This window comes from Streptomyces sp. NBC_00887, assembly GCF_045207585.1.
This window is the reverse complement of the sequence record NZ_CP108789.1, coordinates 1-19,404: the sequence shown is the minus strand read 5'-3', so window position 1 is coordinate 19,404 and position 19,404 is coordinate 1. Positions and strand designations below refer to the sequence as shown.

Sequence of the window (19,404 nt, the reverse complement as noted above, 5' to 3'; positions counted from 1 at the left end):
ACACCCGGAGCGGCTGCACGGCCGGGTGAAGAAGTGCCCATGAGCCGCGGACGACGCGACGTCAGTCAGCGGCTGCCCGCCTTTCCTTGGCCTGGTCACGGTTGCCGACGCCCAGTCGGGCCAGGGCCTCCCGGAAGACGGACACGTTCTCACGCGTCATCTCGTAGGCGATGTTCTTGTGCCAGCTGGGGTTGTCCGGGTCCCAGACGGGAGTGATGGGTGCGCTGGTCCCCTCCGGCCACCAGCCCTCCCGTACTCCGCGCGGGACCGCGCGGGAGAGGGCGACGGTCGGGCCGTTGAGTTTGCCGAGGACGCTGCGCAGATGGCCGGCGTCGAGATAGCCGTCGCCGTCGAGTACGACCATTGTGGCGAACCGACGGGCGCCGGCCGTCAGCGAACGGAGGTAGCGCTCGGCGCGCTCGACGGTCCACTCGGTGTCAGCGGTGATGGCCAGCTCGTGGCGATGCTCAGCGAGGAGTGTGAGCAGCTTGCGTTCGAACTCCTCGCTCACACCTTCGATGGTGAATTTCAATGGAAACCTTCCGTCAGATTCTTGCCGGTTTCTCCGGGGTCTTCATTCTCTCCTCCCCGGCCTGCGTTTCGTCAGGCCTCCGGGTCCAGGCGGCGACCAGGGCGAGGAGGCCCGGGAAGCGGTCGTTCAGGTCGGCGATACGTACGTGACTTCAGCGTGAGGAGTTCACGGACGATCGTCAGGCGGAGGGGGTTGCTGAGCGCGCCCAGGACGGTCTCCAGGCGCCGGTCCTCGACCGGCGGCTCCGGTACGGGTCGGGCAGGTCCGACGACTTTGGGGATCCCCTGGCTGCGGTGGCCTGTGGTGTCTGTGGGGGGCGCCCGGGTACGCGTGCCCGGGGTCGCCGCGCGGCGACCGCTGTCAGCTCACCCTTGCGGTCGCCGTGTCAGGTGTCGTCCTCGCGGGGCTCGCGGTCGGTGGCGGCGTGGTGGTTCTCGCGGTCGGTGGCGGACCCCACTCCCCCGCCTTGCCGTCGTCGGTCCCTCCGCCCCTCGGCGCCTGAGGGCCGCTGCCCGGCGCCGTGACCGTCTCTACCGTCCGTGCCGCGGAGTCCGAAGAGGACGGGCTGCTGCGGCTGGAGGTGACGTTCCAGGATCTGCGGCATACCGAGTGGGCGCTGTGGCGGTTCGGAACGGATGCCGAGGTCCTGTCCCCCGCGTCGCGGCGTACGGTTCTGCGCGACCGTGCCGCCGCGCTCGCCGCACATACGCGTCCTCGTCGCCCATTATTACGGCGTAATAATGGGCGGCCGGTCGCGGAGTATTACGGCGTAATAATTCCGGGACCGGCCTCCCGTGACGGCTACTGGGGGTCGGCCGCCGAGGTCACCTCCGCCCTCATCCGCTTCGACTCCGCGATCTTGTAGTCGACGAGCAGTTCCGTCAGCTTCCGCCTGGACGGGACGTCGAGCTCGGCGATGATGAGGTTCGTCAGGGCGTGTGGATCGGTCGAGGGCAGCCGGGCGGGGGTGTCGGCGGGCGGCTGCCGCTTCTCCTGGGGGGTGGGGGGTTTCCGGGCCCGGGTGGCCTTCAGGTGCTGGAGGTGGGCCTCCTGTTCCTCGGCCTTCTTCTTGCCGACCAGGCGCAGCGTGGCCGCGGATTCCTCGCCCGACTGGAGCTTCTCCTTGAGTGAGGGGGTCAGGGTGAGCAGCGCGAGGCGCTGGGAGACCCAGCCCTGGGAGCGGTGAAGGCGGGCGGCGAGGGCTTCCTGGGTGCCGTGGATCTTCAGGAGCTGTTCGAGGGCCTTGGCCTCGTCGAGGTGGTTGAGCTCCTGGCGGTGGATGTTGGCGACGAGGGCCGATTCCAGTATCTCGTCGGGGTTGCTGCCGAGCTTGTCGTCGAGCATCACCTTGATCTCGGTGAGGCCGACTTCGCGGGCGGCGGCGAGGCGGGAGTTGCCGTCGATGACGACGTACTTGGTACCGGGTTCGAGGTCGGCTTCGCGCCCGGGATTGCCTTCGAGGTAGGCGAACCGACCCATGATGCTGATGGCGGTCTTCTGCCTGTGGTCGCGGAGGCTGTTGCCGAGGTCGGTGAGATCGCCGAGGTCGGACCTGGGGTTGTCGGGGTTGAGGCTGATGACGCCGACGGGGAGCTCGACCGGGGGCGGGGCTCCCTCGGTGGGGGCGGCGGCGACCTGGTTGATGGCGGCGCGGCGGGCGCTGATGGACTGGGTCTGGCCGAAGGAGGAGCCGGCGCCGAGCCGGGATGCCTTGCTCATGAGATCTCCCGGGCGAGCGCGCGCATGCCGACGGCCTGGTCGCAGCGGGGGGAGTAGGCGAGCAGGGGCTGCTTCACGCGTACGGCCTCCTTCTGTTCCTTGAGGTCGCCGATGACGCCGACGACCCTGGGATTCTTTATGTCCATCCAGGAGTTGAGGGACGAGGTGGCGATGTAGCCGCGGCGGGCGTCGTAGTGGTTGACGACGATGCCGAGGTAGTCGAGTTCGAGATGCATGTCGTCGCGGAGGTCCTCGATCTGGGAGGTGAGGAGTCCGTAGGCGTCGGCGGAGCTGTCCTCGGCCTGAACAACGACGAGTACGCCGGAGTTGCCCGGGGCTTCGCCCTGGCGGCGGCGGCCGTAGTAGGCGGCGGCGTCCATGCTGAGGCCGAGACTGGGCGGACAGTCGATGATGACGGCGTCGTAGTCGGCCTCGATCGCGGAAAGAGCGCGTTCCAGGGCTGCCTCGCGTGCCCGGACTCCGGAGAGCTTGACGTCGAGGAGGAAGGCGTCGGTGCAGGCGGGCAGGAGGTGGAGGCGGTCGCCGAAGCGGGGGTCCTCGATGGGGACGACAAGCTCGGCGAGTCGGCCCTTGGCTTCGCCCGCCATGTGCTTGGTGAGGCTGTCCCCCTCGATGGGCAGGGGCTGGTGGCCGAGCTGCTTGGTGAGGTGGCACTGGGGGTCGAAGTCGACGAGGAGGACGCGCAGTCCGAGGCCGGGAAGGTCTTCGTAGTCGAGGGGCGAGCGGTCCTCGTCCTCGGCGAGGGCGGCCGCGAAGTGCTTCGAGATGCGGACGGGGTGGAGCGCGCCGGGGTCCTCGGCGAGGGCTTCACCGGTGCCCGCGGCGATGGCGGTCTTCCCGACGCCGCCCTTCTGGTTACAGGTGATGATGCGCTTGGGGTGCTCGGGCCGTACGACGGTGGGCGCCGGGTTCGTCTCCAGCCACATCACCACGGACTGGGCGAGGCCCTGGATGAGCGAGACACCGCGGGAGGCGCAGTCTGCGCGAAAGCCGTCCCACTGGCCGTCAGGCAGGAACGTCGCGAAGGACTTGGCTCCGGCGGTGTCGATGGGGGAGAGGTTGGAACCGAGTCTCCGCCAGGCCTCGATGCCTGCTTCGACGGCGTGCTGGATGTCGATGTTGTGCTGGGCGGCCCGGATCTTCAGGTGCTGCTGCAGCACCGAGGGCAGCTTGGAAACGACCTTCTCGCGGTCGCCGGGGGAGGGCGAAGTCATGGCAGCCACCTTACTAACTTTGATGATCCATTTCGGCATCGAAGCGTTAGTTGTGGCTGTGTTTTTGTTTGAGGGTCGCTCAGGAGCCCGACCCGGCGCGGCCTGGAACCGGGCTGGAGGGTGGAGACGGGGGATGCCTGTGCGGGGGCGGGACAGTTATTACGGCGTAATAAGTCGACGCGGTGGGGGGATTATTACGGCGTAATAATCCCCCCACCGCGTCAGTTGCCTGCCTCCGCCGTCGCGGCCGGACCGCGTTGCGAGCGGGGAGTCTTGTCGCCCACCCGCCTGGGCTCGATCGTGCTCGGATCGACCGCTTCGCCGGGTGCGCCCTCGTGGTACGGACCGTCGGGGTCGGCGTCACGGTCGTGGGGGAGGAGGAAGAAGACCCGGCGCAGATGGAGTCCGCTGTCGGGGTCGGCCTCGGTGTTGGCCTCCAGCTCGGTGTAGCCGACCATGCGCCCGTCGCGTTCGTAGCGGGGCTTTCCGCGGCGGCGGGTGGTCTTGTCGAGCGCCTGTCGTACGTAGTCGAGGTTGTTGGGGTTCTCCAGCCAGACCACGGCGTTCTCGTGGTGGAGATCGCTCTCGTTCAGCAGCGAGCTCATGACTGCAGCCCCTTTGTGTGTCGGGCGGCCGGGAGGCGGCCGGGGTGGGAGCGAGCACGTTCCCCGGTGAGGGCACCGTGTCCATGGTAGGCCGGACCGGCGGGTGTGTGCCGGGCGCGTGGGTCAGGCATGGCCGGTCCTGGAGTCGTCGGTGAGAAGTCCGAGGCCGGGGTAGTACTTCTTGCCGCTGGACTTCATCATGTCGGCGGGCGAGGCGAGGGAGAGTTCCTGGCGGACCCGCGTCGCGAACGCGCGGGCCGTAGCGGGACGGATGCCTTCACCGGCGCCGCACCAGTTGCTGTAGGCGGCGTACAACAGCCCCTGTTCCACGCGAAGGTCCGGGGTCTGGGTAGTACAGCACTCGGCGAGGAAGCGGCCGATGTGGTCCTCGGTGGTGGCGTAGGCCGCAGTGGCCGACCGGACCGTGGCGGGACCGTCGAGCGGGTCGCGCGTGGCCAGGTAGCCTTTGGCGCCCTCGATCAGCCACTGCAGGATGCCTGGGCCTTCGCACTGGACGAGTTCCTTGGCCAGGTTGTCGATCTTGCGGGCAGCGGGGACGACGCGCTCGAACGGGATGAGGCGGATGCGACGCCAGAACGCGTGGCCGCCGGTGCCGACTTCGGGGCGATGGTTGCCGAGCAGCCAGAGCTTGTGGGTGGGGTTGAAGCTGAAGAAGTCCTGCCGCATGCGGCGGGCCATGATGCGGTCGCCGCCGGTCAGGAGCTTCACCCGGGACTCGTCGAATTTGTCGTTCGGCTTCAGCTCCGAGCAGACGACGATGCGCCGCCCGTGCAGTTCGGTCAGCTCGGTGGAGTGCTCGGAGAACTTGCCCTTCTCCATCAGGAAGCCAGGCGGTGCGGCTTGCGCGTAGTCGCCGAGGATCTGCGTCATGACGTCCAGGAGAACGGATTTGCCATTGGCGCCGGTCCCGTAGAGGAACGGGAGCACCTGGGCGCCTACGTCTCCGGTGATGGAGTAGCCGAGGAGCAGGTGCAGGAAGTGGATCGTCTCCTCGCCCCTGGCATCGTCGCCGAAGGTGTCGTACAGGAAGCGGTGCCAGCGCGGGGTGGGCGTCGCCTCGGGGGCGACGCTCGTCGCCCGCGAGTGCATGTCGTCCTCGGGGTCGGGCTTGCTCAAGTGCCCTGTGTGGAGGTCGACGACGCCTGCGGGGGTGCACAGGGCGTACGGGTCGCCGTCCAGGACGTCGGGGTCCAGGGCGAGTGCGGGGGAGGCCTTCGCCTGGGTGAGCATGGCCTTGATGCCCGGGGTCGACATGGCCCGGCGCCGGTGCGCGCGTACCTCCCGGTCGCTGAACTGGCCGTTGGGGTCGGTCTCGGGCATCTGCTCGGCCATGTCGCCCGCCGCCCAGACCGCGGCCTTCTCACCGCCCGTGCGCTTCCAGCGGTACTGGTCCCAGTGGTACCAGCCCAGCCCCTCGGCATGGCGGAACTGGTTGCCGAACATGACGGCGAACAGCTTGGCGTTGCCCCGGTCCGTGAGGAGCGCGGGCAGGCGGCCCTCCGGCAGCGGCGGCCCGCTGACCGCGGAGGCCTTCTGCTGGGCGGGCAGGCCGCGGATGCCGCCCTCGGTTTCGAGAGCGAGCATCTGCTGCGCTGCGGCAGTGGCGTCGAAGCGCGGGCTGCTGTCGGCGCTGCTCATCGGCGTCCTTCTGGATGGAGCGGGCGGGCTGCGCCGGCGGACAGGGCTGAGGCGATGACAGTAAGGCTGTGCCGGTGGCGGTGCGGGCGCGCGGCGTCGGCGGCTTCGGTGAGCAGATCTTGTGCCCAGGGCTCGGCAAGATGCCCGGCGGCGACGAGGCCCCCCGCGGTGTAGGCGGCGCGGTTGAGCTTCTCGGTGAAGGCCATGCCCGCGTCCGCCGCCGCGCACGCCCGGACCTCGGCGAGCAGGGGTTCCAGCAGCCGCAGCCCCGGCGGGGTGCCGCGTGCCGGGCGTACGGGGCGGGGCGCGGGGCCACGTGCCGGAGCCGGGGCCGGTTCCGGCACGTGGCCGGTGCGGCGGAGTTCGGCGGCGAGCCAGCCGGGCAGGAGCGCGGGCAGGCGGGCGTCTCCGACGGGAGTGTAAGTGCCCGCGGGGGTGCGGGTGGCCGGGGCGACGATGTAGCCGCCTCCGGCGCGGACGTCGACCTGCCAGGCGAGGGCGACCTTCGGGCTGGAGCCAACCGATGAGCGGTAGCGCGGTCGGCCGGGGTCGGTGCGGTACCAGACGTGGAGGCCGCCGGACGGGGTGCGGACGCGCAGGGTCGACTCGTCGTCCGCGGGGCCCTCCTCGCCTCGCAGCGCGGCGAGGAGGGCCAGGGTGTCAAACCCCGAGGCAAGTCCGGTCAGGTTGACGCTCTCGTGGATCGGGATGCCTGGCAGGAGGCGGTTGCGGTGCGGGACTTCGACACTGTGTGCGTCGATGTCCAGTACGACGAGGCCCGCCGGGCCGCACGAGACGCCGACGCCGAGGCTGGGGTTGACGCCCCACCAGGCAGCCAGGAGCTCGGGGTCGGTGGTCGCTGCGTGGAAGCCATGGCACCACCTACCGGCGGGCAGGCACGGGCAGTCGGCCGGGCGGTGGGGGTCCTCGCGGCAGGCCGGGCAGTTGCCCGCGGGGGTTTTGCGTCCTGCGGCCAGCGGATGGACCGGCCAGCCGTTCGCCGCGCACCAGCGGGCCATGTCGAACGGACTTGTGGGTCCCGCCGCGCGCAGGCTACTGGTCTCTCTTTGACGCGGCACGCAGATTCGTCCTTGCCGAGGGGCCAACAGGTTGTTCAGTCCTGAACGATTTAGTCCCTCGAAGGAAGCCCAGGTCACAGCGTTTTCACGGCCAGGCCAAGGGACTGAAGGGACTGAGTTTTCCAATTCGGATCAGAGCCTACAACAGGGCGTCCCGGAGCGGCGGGCTCTTCGTTCCGCGAGCCTCTTCAGGCTGCTTGTCCCCGGAAGGAGTTGTGCCCGCGTCGCCGGGCGACGCGGGCACGGCGGGCGAGGGACTAAACGCAGAGCAGAGGGACTGGAGCTTTCGGTCCCTCTTCGGTCCCTCATCTAAAAGTGCAGGTCAAAGGCTTGCGGAGGAAAAAGGGAGGGACTGAAGGGACTCAAGGTCAGCAGTTATCAGCGGCTCAGGACCAGAGTAGTAGGTACAAAGGGATGTATAGGGTTTTTCTACGCGCGGGTGCATATACACGCATCTGTAATCGCTGGAACAGGGAAGTTGAGTCCCTTCAGTCCCTTCAGGCCCTGGCTTCTGCACAGCACAAGCCTTTGACCTGCACTTTTTCCGGAGGGACTGAAGAGGGACCGAACGAGGAGGGACTGAACGGATTTTCAGTCCCTCGCGGCGGCCGCCGCCGGAAAGGCGTCCACGTGGTCGGATCCCATTCGCGGCCCGTCCTGGCCGGGCGCCCGAGCATGCCGGGGAGCGTGCCGCCAACCCCGGCCCTGGAGCCGCTGTAACGCCGTTCAGGCCCTCCAGGAGGGCGCCGACGCCCCCATGGGCGGACAACGCGCTGCGAGGGCCGTACGGGCCCGCTGAGGGCTCAGCTCCTCGAAGCGAAGCTGAGCCAAATCAGGGCGGAGGGACCGCACCGGCCTATCAGATACGAACTGGACGGTTTTAAATTACTCTCCTCATGCCCGCCCACCCGAGGGCCCCTTCCTGCGCTGGGGCCCTCGGGTGGGCTCGACTGCCCCAGCAGGCGCGGGCCCAGGCCGGCTTGGTGCCGAACATCTCGCCACCGGAGACGGCCAAGGTCATCGGTGGCCCCTTTGTCGGCATCCAGCCCATGTGGCAGGCCGTGTGCGAGCACCACGACCTGGTGGTGCGGGTGTCGGCCGTACGCGACGAGTTCGGCCGCGACGAGCCGGCGTACAGGGTCTCCGCCGGCCACGAACACCTGGGCCCTGATCGGGCATCCCCCTGCACGACAACGGCGCCTTTATGCCCGCGGTGCTCCTCCGACGGGCACGCAATAACCGGACGTGCTGCTTTTTGCCCACTCCGGTTAGATTCGGTCCGGCTTCTGATGCGGTCGTACGGCTACGGCTGGAGCTTCCGGGCGGCTGACGACGACATCGGGCCACCCTCCGAGCGCTCGGTCTTGTACCCCTTGCTGCCCGGTGCCAGCGTCCGGACGTCGACGCCCTCGGCCGGCGCGCCCCGCGCGTACAGCCCCTCGGGTTCGGTGTCCCGGTCGTGGGGAAGCAGCCAGAACACCCGCCGCCGGAACGTGCCCGAAGAGCGGGACGGCTTGGCCTTCGGGCCAAGCAGGGCGTACCCGACCATTCTGCCGTCGCGGTGGTAGGCGGGCCTGCCCCGGCGGGTCGGAAGACGGTCCAGGCTCTGGCGGACGTAGTCGAGCACGCTGATGTCTTCGAGCCACACGAGGTCCACCTCGTCGACGATCTCGTCCTCTGCGATGAGGGCGCTCATACTGTCTCCTCGTCCGCGAGCAGGCCGATGCCCGGGTAGTACTTGCGCTGGTTGGAAAAGATCATTTCCTTCGGTGATGCCAGCCCCACCACTTCGCGGATGTGCGCCGCGAAGGCTCTCGATGAAATCGCCGGAGCGCCTTCATTCTGGCACCAGCGTTTGTACGCCGCGTAGAGGTGGGCTTGTTCGGCCCGGAGTCCGGCGTCGAGCCGGCAGGTCTCGCCGACGAAGCGTCCGGTGTGGTCCTCGGTCTCCGCGTACATGTTCGTCGCGATGCGGACGCGCTCCGGGCCGGAGAGGTCCTTGTCACCACCCAGGTAGCGGCGGGCGCCCTCGATCAGCCAGTTGAGGATGCCCGGGCCCTCCTGGGTCACCAGGATGTCCGCCAGGTTGTCAATCTTGCGGTGGTCGGAGACGACCCGTTCGAACGGGATGAGACGCATGCGCCTCCAGAACGCGAAGCCGCCCGTGCCGACTTCGGGGCGGTGGTTGCCCAGGAGCCACATCTTGTGCGTGGGTTCGAAGCTGAAGAAGTCCTGCCGCATCCGGCGGGCCTTGATCCGGTCCCCGCCGGTCAGCAGCTTCACCCGGGCCTCGTCGAACCGGTCGCCCGGCTTGACCTCGCTGCACACGATGACCCGTCGGCCGTGCAGTTCGGCGAGATCCGTGGGGTGGCCCTCGTACGGGCGCGACATCAGGAAGCCGGGCGGGGCCGCGTCCGCGTAGTCCCGCAGGAGCTTCATCAGGACGTCCAGCAGGACGGACTTGCCGTTCTTGCCGGAGCCGAACAGGAACGGCATCACCTGCCCGCCGACGTCACCGGTGATGGAGTAGCCCAGCAGCAGCTGGAGGAAGGAGATCATCTCCGCGCCGCCCTGGCCTTCGCCGAAGGTGTCGGCCAGGAAGCGGTCCCAACGCGGTGTGGGCATCGCCTGGGGGGCGGCGGAGGTGGAGCGGGAGTGAAAGTCCTTGGTGGGCTCGGCCGGGCGGATGTGCCCGGTCCGCAGGTCCACGACGCCCGCCGGCGTGCACAGCGCGTACGGATCGGCGTCCAGCAGCGCCGCGTTGAGCACCATGCCCGGGGCGGACCTGGCCTGGGTCAGCATCGCGTTCATCCCGCTCGTGCTGAGCGTGCGCCGCCGGTGCTGCTGGAGCGCGACCGGGGTGAAGAGGCCTCGCGGGTCAGTGGTGGCGAGAGACTCCGCCAGGTCGCCCGCGGACCACATCACCGTGTCGTCCTCGTCGAACTGCCAGCGGGTGCCGTCCCAGCGGAACCAGCCGATGCCGGGCACGTGCCGGTAGTCGTTGCGGTAGAGGTTGACGAATAACTTGGCGTTGCCCCGGTCGGTGAGGGTGTCGGGCAGCAGCCCGCCCGCTGTGGCCTCGCCTTCCGCCGCCTGTTCCCGGCCGGAAGGCGAGGCGTACGGGGCGGGCGGCCGGAACTGCGGTACGGGCTGCGCGAGAATCTGCGCGGCCACTGCCCGCACGTCGAAGGAGGCCGACGACAGCACTCTCTCCTCGTCCACGCTCATGCATGCTCCCCGAGGGCCAGCGGGCGGACTCGCCCTGCACTCAGGTCGCACCTGATGACGGCCAGGCAGGGGCGCCGCTGTCCCGGACGGGCCAGTTCGGCGGCCTCCCGCCGTCCGCGTTCGACCCCGACCGGGCAGTAGGCCCCGACCGGGCAGTAGGCCCCGGCCTCGGTGACGGTACGGGGGGCGACGATGTACCCGCCGTGCGCCCGCACATCGACCTGCGAGGCGAGGGCCCGGCCGCTGCCCGAACCTGCCGGGCGCTGCCAGCGCTGACTGTCGTTGCGATACCAGACGTGCATGCCGCCCGACGGCGTATGGACGCATAGGGCCGACCCGTCGTCCGCGTCGATGCCGGCGGAGATCCCGACCTCCGGCAACAGGCGGTCCCGGTCGCGGTCCGGGCGGCGGCGCGTCACACAGTTGCCCACCGGTTTTTTGCGGCTTGGCACAAGGGGGTGAACCGGCCACCCCTGGCGCGCGCACCACCAGGCTGTAGTCAGAGGCTGCGAAGCGACCGGAGTAGCCCTCTTGAACTGCCGTGGGTTGGCGCGCAAGACCCGCAGTTCAGCTGCCATTTGCTCCCCCATAAGCGACTGAAGCGACTCAACTCCCAACATCAGATTAGCGAAACCCCTGGGGAAGAAGTACATGCGCCAGAACAGATGTGCACACCGGGAGGAGGTCTCAGCTACTCAGCGACCGGAGCCCGAGCCGTCCCGAGTCGCTGAGGACTGGCCCGGCCGTCGGGAACACCGCAGGTCACAGCGGTGTGCTCCTTCGAAAAGCGACCGAAGCGACTCAAGCTTCCTATATATGACGCACACGCGCACACGCCAATGGTTCCATATACCTGAGTTCTGGGTCGCTTCGGTCGCTCTGTGTTCCGGTCGGGCTCGTGACCTGCGGTTTCCTCTGCCGCGGGCCAGCTACCGAGAGAGTGGCCGGTCGCTGCGGTCCGGTCGCTGAACGCGTGGGAGCCATCCGGTCGCCACGAGTCCGGCTGAACCACGTCTCCTGCCTTCGGGCATGCGAAAGCCGCGAGGGGTTCGATGAGCGGTTCGGTAGGGTGGGACCAACGGGCACCGGGTTCGATCTTGCATCCGGCGCCCGAGCGCGCCGGCCCTCACCGCCTCATTCGAGGGCTTCCCGCGGCGAGCTCTTCGGCCTCGCTCCCGTCAAGCGCCGACGCTTCCGCTGTGCCGTCCTGGACACTTCGGTCTGTGCCGCTGCTCGTGTCCCCTGCACCGTGGAGCGGTGCAGGGGACACGAGCAGGCCAAGGACTATTCGTCGTCCAGGAGTCCGTCAGCGACTTGTCGCAGGACGGTTGCCAGGGCGGAGCGGGCCTGCGAGTTCAACGTGGCCTTCATGTCCGCTGTAACCGCGTCTGCTCCACGGCTGAGCACGAAGTAGCGCTGAATGAACGCACTGCGCTGGGCGGGTTCCAGCTGCTCAAAAGCCGTATCCATGAGGGCGGCCCCATCGCCCCAGAGCAGGCCAGGTGCCGCACTCGGCTCGCGCTCCTTGTCGACGGCCTGGCTGAGCCGAGGCTCGGGAACGCGGTCCTGAAAAGGTGCATCATCGCCGTTCGGCACGTCCGGACTGTCGTCTTCGCTCTCCAAAACCGGGGTCTTCAAAACCGGGTTTTGAACCTGCTCGTCCTTCGCAGCGTGCTTTCGCCCCTTGCGGGGCTGTCTGGGCTGAGAGCTCTTGAGGATCTCCTCAGCGGCCCTGGCTTTCTGTACCTCAGGATCCTTGATCCTGGAGATCTGTTCCGCCGTCTTGACCTTGAGCTGTTTGGTGTCGACAACTTCTCGGAGCTCTGGCGTCAGGTTGAGCAACGCGAGGCGGTTGGAGACGTACATCTGCGATTTGCCGATGCGCTCCGCGACCTTCTCCTGTGAGCCGTGTCGCTCCAGCAGCCGCTGCAGGAACTCCGCTTCTTTGTAGGGCGGAATGTTCTTACGGTGGATGTTCTCGATGATGACGGCTTCATCGACCTTGTTGTCATCCACGTTGCCAAGGCGGTCCCGGACTCGGATCTCGAACTTGGTCCAGCCGAGCTGCTTGGCGGCGTGGTAGCGCCTGTTGCCGAGGATGATGACCCATTCGGCGTCGCCCAGTGCTTCGGCGTGTTCGGGCTTGGCCCGGCGAAAGGTTGCACTTGACATTGCCACGGCGGGCTGCAACTGGCCCACCGAGCGCATGGAGTTCTTCAGCTCGCGGAACTCTGCGTCCTCGTCCGTGTAGTCGAGGTCCGCACGTGGGTTGCCGGGGTTGCCGATGACGGTGTGCATGTACACGGTGGTCGGGGGCACTTCGGGGGCGGTCGGCTGTTCGGACGTCCCCGTGCTCTTCGGCGTCTTTGCGGGGCCGTCGAGCAGTTCTGCCCAGGGCTTCTTCGTGGCCATCAGTGACGGTCCTTCTTGCCTGCTCCGAGCTCCAGTGCCAGCTGGTAGAAGTCCTCGCGGGCCTCCATGGCTACGCGGTTCTTCTTGTACTGGGTGACGACTGTTCCCTCGAGGGCTGCCCGGGTGTGGACCTTGTAGTGGCGGATGACGGTATTGGCCAGCTTCCACCCCTGGCTCCGGACGAAGTTCTTGGTCTGTTCAAGGTCGGCTTCGCCGTCGCGGGGGTCCCAGTTGTTGATGACGACCAGGTAGGGGATGCCGAGCGGCTTGACGACCTCTTCGATGGTGTCGCGGGTAGGCATGAAGCCGAGGGGTTCTGGCTCAACCGGGACGATGATGTCGTCGGAATGGGCGAGGACGGCGCGCATGGCGTCGGCTGCAGTGCTCCGGCCGAAAGGATCGCCGGCCTCTTCCTTCTCGTCCTCGGGCAGGTCCATCCAACCAGGGGTGTCGATGAAGGCGTGCCGGACCTTCCGGGACTTCTTCAGCTGCGAGAAGAGTTCGAGGTCGGCCCGGGAGTTGATCTGCTCGAAGGAGAATGGCAGATCCTCACCGACGCGCTCTGACCACCACGTTGTTGAACCCTGAGGGTCGGCGGAGACTGCGGCAACGTAATGCGGATCGCCGTCTGGGGCCTGGCCCAGTACGTGGGCGGTGATGGCCGCTGTGTTCACGGTGAGGGTCGACTTGCCGACCCCACCCTTGCGGTTGATGAGCGCGGTAATCCGTGCCATGAGTGGTACTCCTGATGCTCCGTATGCTTCCCGGCCCCGGTGGGTCGGTACTGCGGACGAAAGCAGGATGCCACGAGGGCCGCGTCGGGCGGCACTACGGCATGTCGGTTCAAAACCGGGTTTTGAACCCCGGGTCGACTCTGCTCCGCAATTGCGGACGTCACCGTGTCAGCCCGCACATGGCTTGTCGTCTGGGTGGGCAGCGTCGCACGTATCGGGTATATCGGCGGCGTCGGATGCGCGCTGCGACCGACCCGGGAACTGCGCAGCACAGTGCGGGGCGGGTTCCCTGCTGTCCCGCACGGCTTCCACCGAGCAGCGGTATTCCATACCGAATACACGAGCAGTCATGCCGCGGCTTATCCTCCCCGCGCCACTTCCATCATGCGTGCGATTCAAGCGTGATTGAGTGCGCGACTCAATGCGCGATCAGATATGCTCCCTATGGGAGGTGACCTCTGTGTCCACCGAGAACGAGCTGTTCAGCGCCGTCGATGCGCTGCTGGAGCAAGTCGCGCAGGATGATCTGCCAGACCCTGCGGAGCGCAAGCGTCTGCGGGAGGCGGCGGGCCTGAGCCAGGCGCAGATCGCCACGGCGCTGGACGCCCGCCGGGAAGCGGTGGGCAACTGGGAGGCCGGGCGGACCGAGCCGCGGCCGCCGAAACGTGCCGCGTATGCCCGGCTGCTGGAGGGCCTCGCCGCCCGCTACCCCGCCCCGCCCGCCGCCCCGCCGCCCGTGGTCCCGGAGACGTTCACCAGCCCGGCCCCGGAGTCGATCGCGGCACCCGCCGTGCCTCCGTCGCAGCCGAAGACCGAGGCGAGCGGCATCGCCAAGCCGTCGGCGTCGTCTCGGCGCCCAGGTGCGAAGAAGGCGGTGGCGAAGAAGACCACCGCGGCCGGCGCCTTCGACCCGCGCTTCGAGAACGGGCCGCTCGCGGTGATCAACTGCGAGGACGGGCAGGTGTCGGCGTACTGCGTCGGCGGCCTGGTCCTGGACGTGCCCGCCAAGACGATCCCGGCGCTCGTCGACTGGACGCTGACCGAGGCCCGCCTCGGCCAGGCCCGGCTGCACCGCAACGGCCACGACGCCGACCCGATCCTCGTCCTCACCGAGGCCGCGCTGGAGCGCTTCGGCCTGCCCGCCGCCCTGTCGGAGGAGGAGCGGAACGCGAGCCGGCTGCCGGAGGGCCACAAGGTGGTCAAGCAGATCGGCAAAGCCGGCCTCCAGCTCACCCAGCGCGGGTTCGGGCCGTGGGCCCGCGTCTTCCGTGAACCCGAGGGCTCACGGCGGCGCTGTGTCCAGCTGTGCATCCTGCCGTGGAACGCGCTGGACGTCCGGGAGTGGGGCAGGAAGGACGACCCGCAGCTGCTGCTGACAATGCACCCGGCCAACCTCGCCCAGTACCTCGGGCTCTACGCGGCACGGGTGATGACTCCGCGCGGCACCACCGCGACGACTGGCCTGGAGCTGATGGTCGCGCTGCGCCCGCCGACCCGCGCGGAGAAGGACCCGGCCACCGGTGAGTTCAAGCGGGCCTTCAACGACGACGCCCTCACCCAGCTCTATCCCGTGGTGGAGTGCGAGGTCCCCGACGAACACCCGGTCCTCAAGGACAAGTTCGCCCGGCACCACATGCGCACCCCGGCAGAGATGCTTGTGGAGGAGCCCTACGACTGGTGCAGGCCGCTGACCGATGAGGAATGCGTGAACCAGTTCTTGGTCGCGGTCGACCTCAACATGTCGTTCGCCGCGGCCGCGAACGGACTCACGGTCGGGCTGAACGGGCCGACACACCTGGAGAACAACCCGGCGTTCGACGGGTCGCTGCCCGGCTCGTGGCTGGTCGACCTGTCCCACGTCGAACTGTCCCACGTCCGGATCAACGGCCGCACCGTCGACGGCGACCGGCTCCCGAGCCCGTTCACGCCGAAGGGCGACCGGCCCGAGGGCCCGGCCTGGTACGCCACACCCACCGTCGCTTACGCGGTGGAGCTCGGTTTCGATGTCGCGCCGATCGAGGCACATGTCCGCACCCGGACCGGCCGCTACCTGGACGCCTGGTACAAGCGGCTGCGCGACGCGTACGTGGAGACGATGGCTGACATGGGCGTCACCACCGACCTCGGCGGGAGTGAGTTCCTCGAGGCGATGGCACAGCGCAAGCAGGCGGACCCAACGATGGCGCTGCTGGAGACCGCGATCAAGGCGACCGCGAAGGGCGGCATCGGCAAGCTGCGTCAACGCAGCCGGGGCCAGGTGCCGTACTACGAGCCCTACCCGGCGCTGAAGCGGGAGACCTGGCGCCCGGACATCCGGGCCGCCGTGCTGGCGAACCAGCGGGTCGGCCTGCACCGCAAGCTGATGAAGACGGCGGCCGCCGCCGACCTGTACCCGGTCTCCATCGGCACCGACGCGATCGTCTACCCCTCATCCGGCCCGTCGCCGCTGGACGTCCTGCCGTACACGCCCGAGGGCAAGCCGGCGCCGGGTACGTTCCGGCTCGGGGTCTCGCCCGGGATGGTGAAGCACCAGGGCACGCAGACCGTCCTGTGGGCAGAGCAGCAGTTCGAGGAGCGTGGCGGCGTCTTCAACATCGCCAACCTCATCAAGACCGACCAGAGCGCCGGGGAAGGGGAGTAACCCATGGTCGACTCGCTCGGGGACAGTCTGGACCGCGCGCTGGAGGGGGCGTTCACCCGCCGTATCCCCCAGAGCGCCCAGGCGCAGATGAAGTACCTGGTCAAGCAGCTCAAGGGCACCAAGGCCGCAGCCCAGGCGCTCGGGATCTCCCAGCGCACCGTGGAGCGGTATGTAGTGGGCAAGCTCAAGCGTCCCCGCCAGGAGCTGCGCGGCCGCCTGGAGCGCGAGGTCAGGAAGAGGTGGCAGCCGCAGGTGCGCGCGAAGGCGAGGAAGAAGGCGGCGTCCACGGACGGACTGGTCTTTTCCACCCGCGCCCGGTTCGGATTCGAAGCCGCTGGGGGCACGACCGACGATGCCCGGATCCGGGACATCACCCAGGCCCTGCCGCCCCAGTGGGCCGACCGCCTGTTCACCGCCCGGGAGCAGGGTGCCAACGAGCAGCAGCTCCAGCAGATCGCGGCCGACGGCCTCGCGCAGATGTACTTCCGCGCGAACAACTCCCGCGCCCACGGACTGGGCGTGGAGTTCACCGACGTAGAACGGCTCGACATCGAGCTGTAGAGGCTCCGTCGTCAGTGAGGTCCTGCACCGTACTCCGGAGTCGGTGCAGGACCTCACCCGCGCATCCGTGAGGGACGGACCGGCGACGGCGACGGCAGCCGCTCGGCGGGCACGGCGTCGCAGGAGACGCCGTCGACCGGCCGTACGTGCCCGGGGGCGCACTCACCCACACCTGGTACTCCGCGGGCTGGACCCGCTCCAAGATCCTGGACGGCCTCGCCCGCGCGGAACGCGCCCTGTCCACCCGTGCCGCGCCGAAATCCGCGCGAGTCCAGATGGAATTCCTTCGCACGCGCGAGAAGGGCTCCACCAAGACTTTGGCCGAGCGCCTGGGCGTCTGCCGCAAGACGGTGCATCTCGACTACCTTTCGGGTACCTCCACCAAGCCGAACAAGCGGCTCCAGGAGGTGCTGGTGCAGGAGAACGAATCGGAGTGGCAACGGCAGGTCAGGGCACAGACCAGGCAGCGCGCGGCGTCCTCGGGCGCGCTGGTCGTCTCCTGCCGGGCGTACTTCGGCTTCGGTCCGGAAGACACCTCGGACGCGGGCCGGAAATGAGACATCAGCGTCGTCGTCAGCCCCTCCCACGCGACCGCGATCTTTGCCGCGCAAAGGAGGATGCGACGGAGGAAAACCTGCATGAGGCCGTCGCAGGGGCCATCGCGGACGTCTGTTTCCGTCAAGGCGGCCGTGGCCGTGCGGGCTGGAGGTTAAATTCGCAGATGTGGAATGGTTCGACCTCCGATTTTAGCGGTGCGGAATTCTCGGCTGCTGTCAACCTTGTTACCAGCTCGCCGAAGTTCCTTCCAGGGGGGGCCGCGAACTCCGTCTCCCATGTGAAAGCGAGTCCTGGTGAACACGTCCGACGGGTGGCGTCCGCGCCGTGGCCGTGTCCCCGACGCCCGCTGCGCGATATGCGGGCGGTCTGGGCGACGTGGCGGGACCTGCTCCGACTCCCTGGTCCTGGACCATGACCACAAGTTCGGCATCGCCCGTGGGTTTTTGTCATCCATGCAACAAGTGCGAAGGGCTGGATCGACCAGGCGACGGCGCGAACTACCGTCGGCGACCGCCCACTGCTCTGCTGGACATCTCCGTGCCGTACGGCCAGTGGCGCCCATGATCCACCCGCACACGAAAGCGGCGCCGCACCTTGCCGGAGGGAGTGCGGCGCCGCTGATGTCGTGTCACCCGGCCGGGCGGCCGGTCAAGCGTTGCGACGTGCGGGCACGGCGGACAGGTGCCGCTGCGGGGCGGGGAGCGACGGGGCGGGCAGGGCGCCGATCTTGATGGCGTCAGTCGCCTCGCGCAGTGCCTCCTCCATCTCCTCCTGGGAGGCGTACCCGGTGAAGTACGGGTGGATGAAGTAGCTGCGGTAGCGGCCCTCGGGCCGCAGGACGACGTTCCGGTCGACCAGGTGGCTCATCGCGATGGACGTGCGGTTCTTACTGAGCCCCACGCGCGCCCTCAGCTCGGCCTGTGAGGCGTTCACCTCGCCGCCGGGGCGCTGGACCTCCATCATCGCGCTGAGCAGGTCGTAGTCGGCCTTGGAGAGCTCCAGGCGGTGCAGCTGCGCGAACCCGAGGTGAGCTTGGATCAGCATGCCTTTTCCTCCACGTCGTTGTCGCCGAACGCCAGCTGCCGCGTTCGCGGTGCCGGCGCGGTCGGGGCCGCGAACTCCGGAAAACTCTCGCTCGCCGCCTTCTCCAGCGCATTCACATCTTCCCGCATCTCCGGGAAGTGCTTCCTGAGCGCGGCCCTGGCGTCCTGCCGCAGCTGCTCCAGGGCATCCTGCTGGAGATCGCCGTTCCCCTTGAAGCAGATCAGCGGGTTGACCACGATCAGCGAGTTGGCGCGGCGCTGGAGCATGTGCCAGTTCTCCAGGCTGCCCAGCGCCCGGGTGACGTTCGCGCGTTCAACTCCGAGGCGCCGGGCAACTTTGACGTGGGTCATCTTCAGGCGGCCCTCCGACCTGGCGACCCAGGCCGACGGGGGGCGAGCCGCAGGGAGCCCGTGACGTCGCCGCTCGCGGACAGCTTTGCCAAGGCGCTGGACCGTACACCGCCGAAGCCCGGCCGGCCGGTGCGGTCCGCGAAGGCCGACTACACGTACCGGGCTCCGCACGACGCATGGGGCCGCAGTGGCTACAGCATGGTTAGCGACGCCTTCCTCTCCGACGTCCTGGCCGTGCTGATCGCCCGGTACGGGATGTGGCCCGTGCAGTCAGCGGTCCTGCTGTTCTGCATGCCCAGAGGGACCTTTGTCCCTGTCGGCATGGCCCCCTGGTGTCGATGCCGACACACAGCACTCGGCACGCTGACGGTCCAATGCGGCCCTGAGCAGCCCAAACAGATTTTGTCCCTCTTTCCAGGGCCAAATAAGGTACGGCTGTGTCGGAGGAGGCACAAAACGCAGTCGATGTGTCAGGGCCAACACATAGCCTCTCGCATAACCCCTGCTCAGGGCACCTTTTCGCGCGGTGCCCTTTTATCAATTAAGACGCGCACGCGCGCGCGAGGTGGCCCAACGCGGACGGCCGACCGCGTTGGACCGGGAGTCAGGTTGGCCTGACTCCGACGGCCCCGATCACCAATACCCCGCCGCGCGCATCTCTCATCACCATCCGCACTCGACCACCACCCGGGCCCATTTCGATCAATCACCCGCATTTCCCCCAACTGCCATTTCAATAATTCCGCACACATTCACTTTCTAATCTCCCGTCGTATGCTCGAAGCACTCTCCGGACCTCTTTTTTGCTGGTCAGTGGCGGCGCAGCACCATTCCAGTGTTAAGCCAGCCTTATGCTTTGAAGCACGCTCACCGAAGCCCTGCCCCGCCCCCTCCGATCCCTGTTCGGCTCGTCACCCGTCCCGACTGTCCGTCACCACCCCTCCCGCTGCTGCCGGTTCTAGCCGTTAGGCCCACGGGTGGGCCGCGCGGAGCGTGGCACACCCGTGGGCGCGAAGCGCGCTGGGTGGCTGGAGCGCAGCGGAGGCC

General features: G+C 68.3%; 15 protein-coding genes and 2 pseudogenes. 4 read left to right on the top strand and 13 right to left on the bottom strand.

What is annotated here, in order from left to right:
* Positions 1-61: 61 nt before the first annotated feature.
* On the bottom strand, positions 62-511 hold the full coding sequence (locus tag OG844_RS45690) for a hypothetical protein (RefSeq protein ID WP_406396434.1): 450 nt from the start codon (positions 509-511) through the stop codon (positions 62-64).
* Positions 512-1,055: 544 nt separating this feature from the next.
* Between OG844_RS45690 and OG844_RS45685 the strand changes: the two are divergent.
* Positions 1,056-1,235, top strand: a pseudogene (locus tag OG844_RS45685) (WYL domain-containing protein); the annotation flags it as partial.
* A 308-nt stretch (positions 1,236-1,543) separates the two neighbouring features.
* On the opposite strand, the pseudogene OG844_RS45680 reads toward OG844_RS45685, so the two are convergent.
* From OG844_RS45680 to OG844_RS45635, 10 genes and pseudogenes are all read right to left on the bottom strand, one after another.
* Positions 1,544-2,251 (bottom strand): annotated as a pseudogene (locus OG844_RS45680) (ParB/RepB/Spo0J family partition protein); the annotation flags it as partial.
* Positions 2,248-3,486, bottom strand: a complete 1,239-nt coding sequence (locus OG844_RS45675; RefSeq protein WP_331734673.1) for a ParA family protein — start codon at positions 3,484-3,486, stop codon at positions 2,248-2,250. The pseudogene OG844_RS45680 and the gene OG844_RS45675, both read right to left, overlap by 4 nt.
* Positions 3,487-3,707: 221 nt before the next feature.
* Positions 3,708-4,091, bottom strand: a complete 384-nt coding sequence (locus OG844_RS45670) for a DUF6009 family protein (RefSeq protein ID WP_331734323.1) — start codon at positions 4,089-4,091, stop codon at positions 3,708-3,710.
* Between the two features lie 123 nt (positions 4,092-4,214).
* Positions 4,215-5,750, bottom strand: coding sequence for a phage/plasmid primase, P4 family (locus OG844_RS45665; RefSeq protein ID WP_331734320.1), 1,536 nt, complete (start codon positions 5,748-5,750; stop codon positions 4,215-4,217).
* Positions 5,747-6,769: a bifunctional DNA primase/polymerase gene (locus OG844_RS45660; RefSeq protein ID WP_331734318.1), complete on the bottom strand. Its 1,023-nt coding sequence runs from the start codon at positions 6,767-6,769 to the stop codon at positions 5,747-5,749. Before OG844_RS45660 ends, OG844_RS45665 begins: the two co-directional genes overlap by 4 nt.
* A gap of 1,363 nt (positions 6,770-8,132) precedes the next feature.
* Entirely contained in the window at positions 8,133-8,525 is a 393-nt protein-coding gene (locus OG844_RS45655; protein WP_331734316.1) for a DUF6009 family protein, read from the bottom strand.
* A complete protein-coding gene (locus OG844_RS45650; protein ID WP_331734314.1) occupies positions 8,522-10,057 on the bottom strand; it encodes a phage/plasmid primase, P4 family in 1,536 nt (511 codons plus the stop codon). The genes OG844_RS45655 and OG844_RS45650 overlap by 4 nt, the downstream gene beginning before the upstream one ends.
* Entirely contained in the window at positions 10,054-10,476 is a 423-nt protein-coding gene (locus tag OG844_RS45645; RefSeq protein WP_406396431.1) for a bifunctional DNA primase/polymerase, read from the bottom strand. Before OG844_RS45645 ends, OG844_RS45650 begins: the two co-directional genes overlap by 4 nt.
* A gap of 865 nt (positions 10,477-11,341) precedes the next feature.
* Entirely contained in the window at positions 11,342-12,469 is a 1,128-nt protein-coding gene (locus OG844_RS45640; protein ID WP_331734309.1) for a ParB/RepB/Spo0J family partition protein, read from the bottom strand.
* On the bottom strand, positions 12,469-13,203 hold the full coding sequence (locus tag OG844_RS45635; RefSeq protein WP_331734307.1) for a ParA family protein: 735 nt from the start codon (positions 13,201-13,203) through the stop codon (positions 12,469-12,471). Before OG844_RS45635 ends, OG844_RS45640 begins: the two co-directional genes overlap by 1 nt.
* A 460-nt stretch (positions 13,204-13,663) precedes the next feature.
* Here OG844_RS45635 and tap point away from each other — a divergent pair, with 460 nt between their 5' ends.
* The 3 genes from tap (at position 13,664) to tpg (OG844_RS45620) (ending at position 16,962) form a co-directional block, all read left to right on the top strand.
* Complete coding sequence (gene tap / locus OG844_RS45630) at positions 13,664-15,844, top strand: telomere-associated protein Tap (RefSeq protein ID WP_406396429.1); 2,181 nt, start codon at positions 13,664-13,666, stop codon at positions 15,842-15,844.
* A gap of 3 nt (positions 15,845-15,847) precedes the next feature.
* Positions 15,848-16,405 (top strand): telomere-protecting terminal protein Tpg, encoded by a 558-nt coding sequence (gene tpg, locus OG844_RS45625; RefSeq protein ID WP_331734302.1) that lies wholly within the window; start codon positions 15,848-15,850, stop codon positions 16,403-16,405.
* 146 nt (positions 16,406-16,551) lie between these two features.
* A complete protein-coding gene (gene tpg / locus OG844_RS45620; RefSeq protein WP_331734300.1) occupies positions 16,552-16,962 on the top strand; it encodes a telomere-protecting terminal protein Tpg in 411 nt (136 codons plus the stop codon).
* Between the two features lie 649 nt (positions 16,963-17,611).
* Here the strand turns inward: tpg (OG844_RS45620) and OG844_RS45615 are convergent.
* Both OG844_RS45615 and OG844_RS45610 read right to left on the bottom strand, forming a co-directional pair.
* Entirely contained in the window at positions 17,612-18,007 is a 396-nt protein-coding gene (locus OG844_RS45615; protein WP_331734298.1) for a hypothetical protein, read from the bottom strand.
* Complete coding sequence (locus tag OG844_RS45610) at positions 18,001-18,528, bottom strand: replication/maintenance protein RepL (protein WP_331734296.1); 528 nt, start codon at positions 18,526-18,528, stop codon at positions 18,001-18,003. The genes OG844_RS45615 and OG844_RS45610 overlap by 7 nt, the downstream gene beginning before the upstream one ends.
* Positions 18,529-19,404 lie beyond the last annotated feature (876 nt).

What these genes read in the sequence shown, in the direction of transcription:
- OG844_RS45675 (WP_331734673.1), bottom strand. Translation starts at nt 3,486, where the DNA reads ATGACTTCGCCCTCCCCCGGCGACCGCGAGAAGGTCGTTTCCAAGCTG.
- OG844_RS45670 (WP_331734323.1), bottom strand. Translation starts at nt 4,091, where the DNA reads ATGAGCTCGCTGCTGAACGAGAGCGATCTCCACCACGAGAACGCCGTG.
- OG844_RS45665 (WP_331734320.1), bottom strand. Translation starts at nt 5,750, where the DNA reads ATGAGCAGCGCCGACAGCAGCCCGCGCTTCGACGCCACTGCCGCAGCG.
- OG844_RS45660 (WP_331734318.1), bottom strand. Translation starts at nt 6,769, where the DNA reads ATGGCCCGCTGGTGCGCGGCGAACGGCTGGCCGGTCCATCCGCTGGCC.
- OG844_RS45655 (WP_331734316.1), bottom strand. Translation starts at nt 8,525, where the DNA reads ATGAGCGCCCTCATCGCAGAGGACGAGATCGTCGACGAGGTGGACCTC.
- OG844_RS45650 (WP_331734314.1), bottom strand. Translation starts at nt 10,057, where the DNA reads ATGAGCGTGGACGAGGAGAGAGTGCTGTCGTCGGCCTCCTTCGACGTG.
- OG844_RS45640 (WP_331734309.1), bottom strand. Translation starts at nt 12,469, where the DNA reads ATGGCCACGAAGAAGCCCTGGGCAGAACTGCTCGACGGCCCCGCAAAG.
- OG844_RS45635 (WP_331734307.1), bottom strand. Translation starts at nt 13,203, where the DNA reads ATGGCACGGATTACCGCGCTCATCAACCGCAAGGGTGGGGTCGGCAAG.
- tpg (WP_331734302.1), top strand. Translation starts at nt 15,848, where the DNA reads ATGGTCGACTCGCTCGGGGACAGTCTGGACCGCGCGCTGGAGGGGGCG.
- OG844_RS45615 (WP_331734298.1), bottom strand. Translation starts at nt 18,007, where the DNA reads ATGCTGATCCAAGCTCACCTCGGGTTCGCGCAGCTGCACCGCCTGGAG.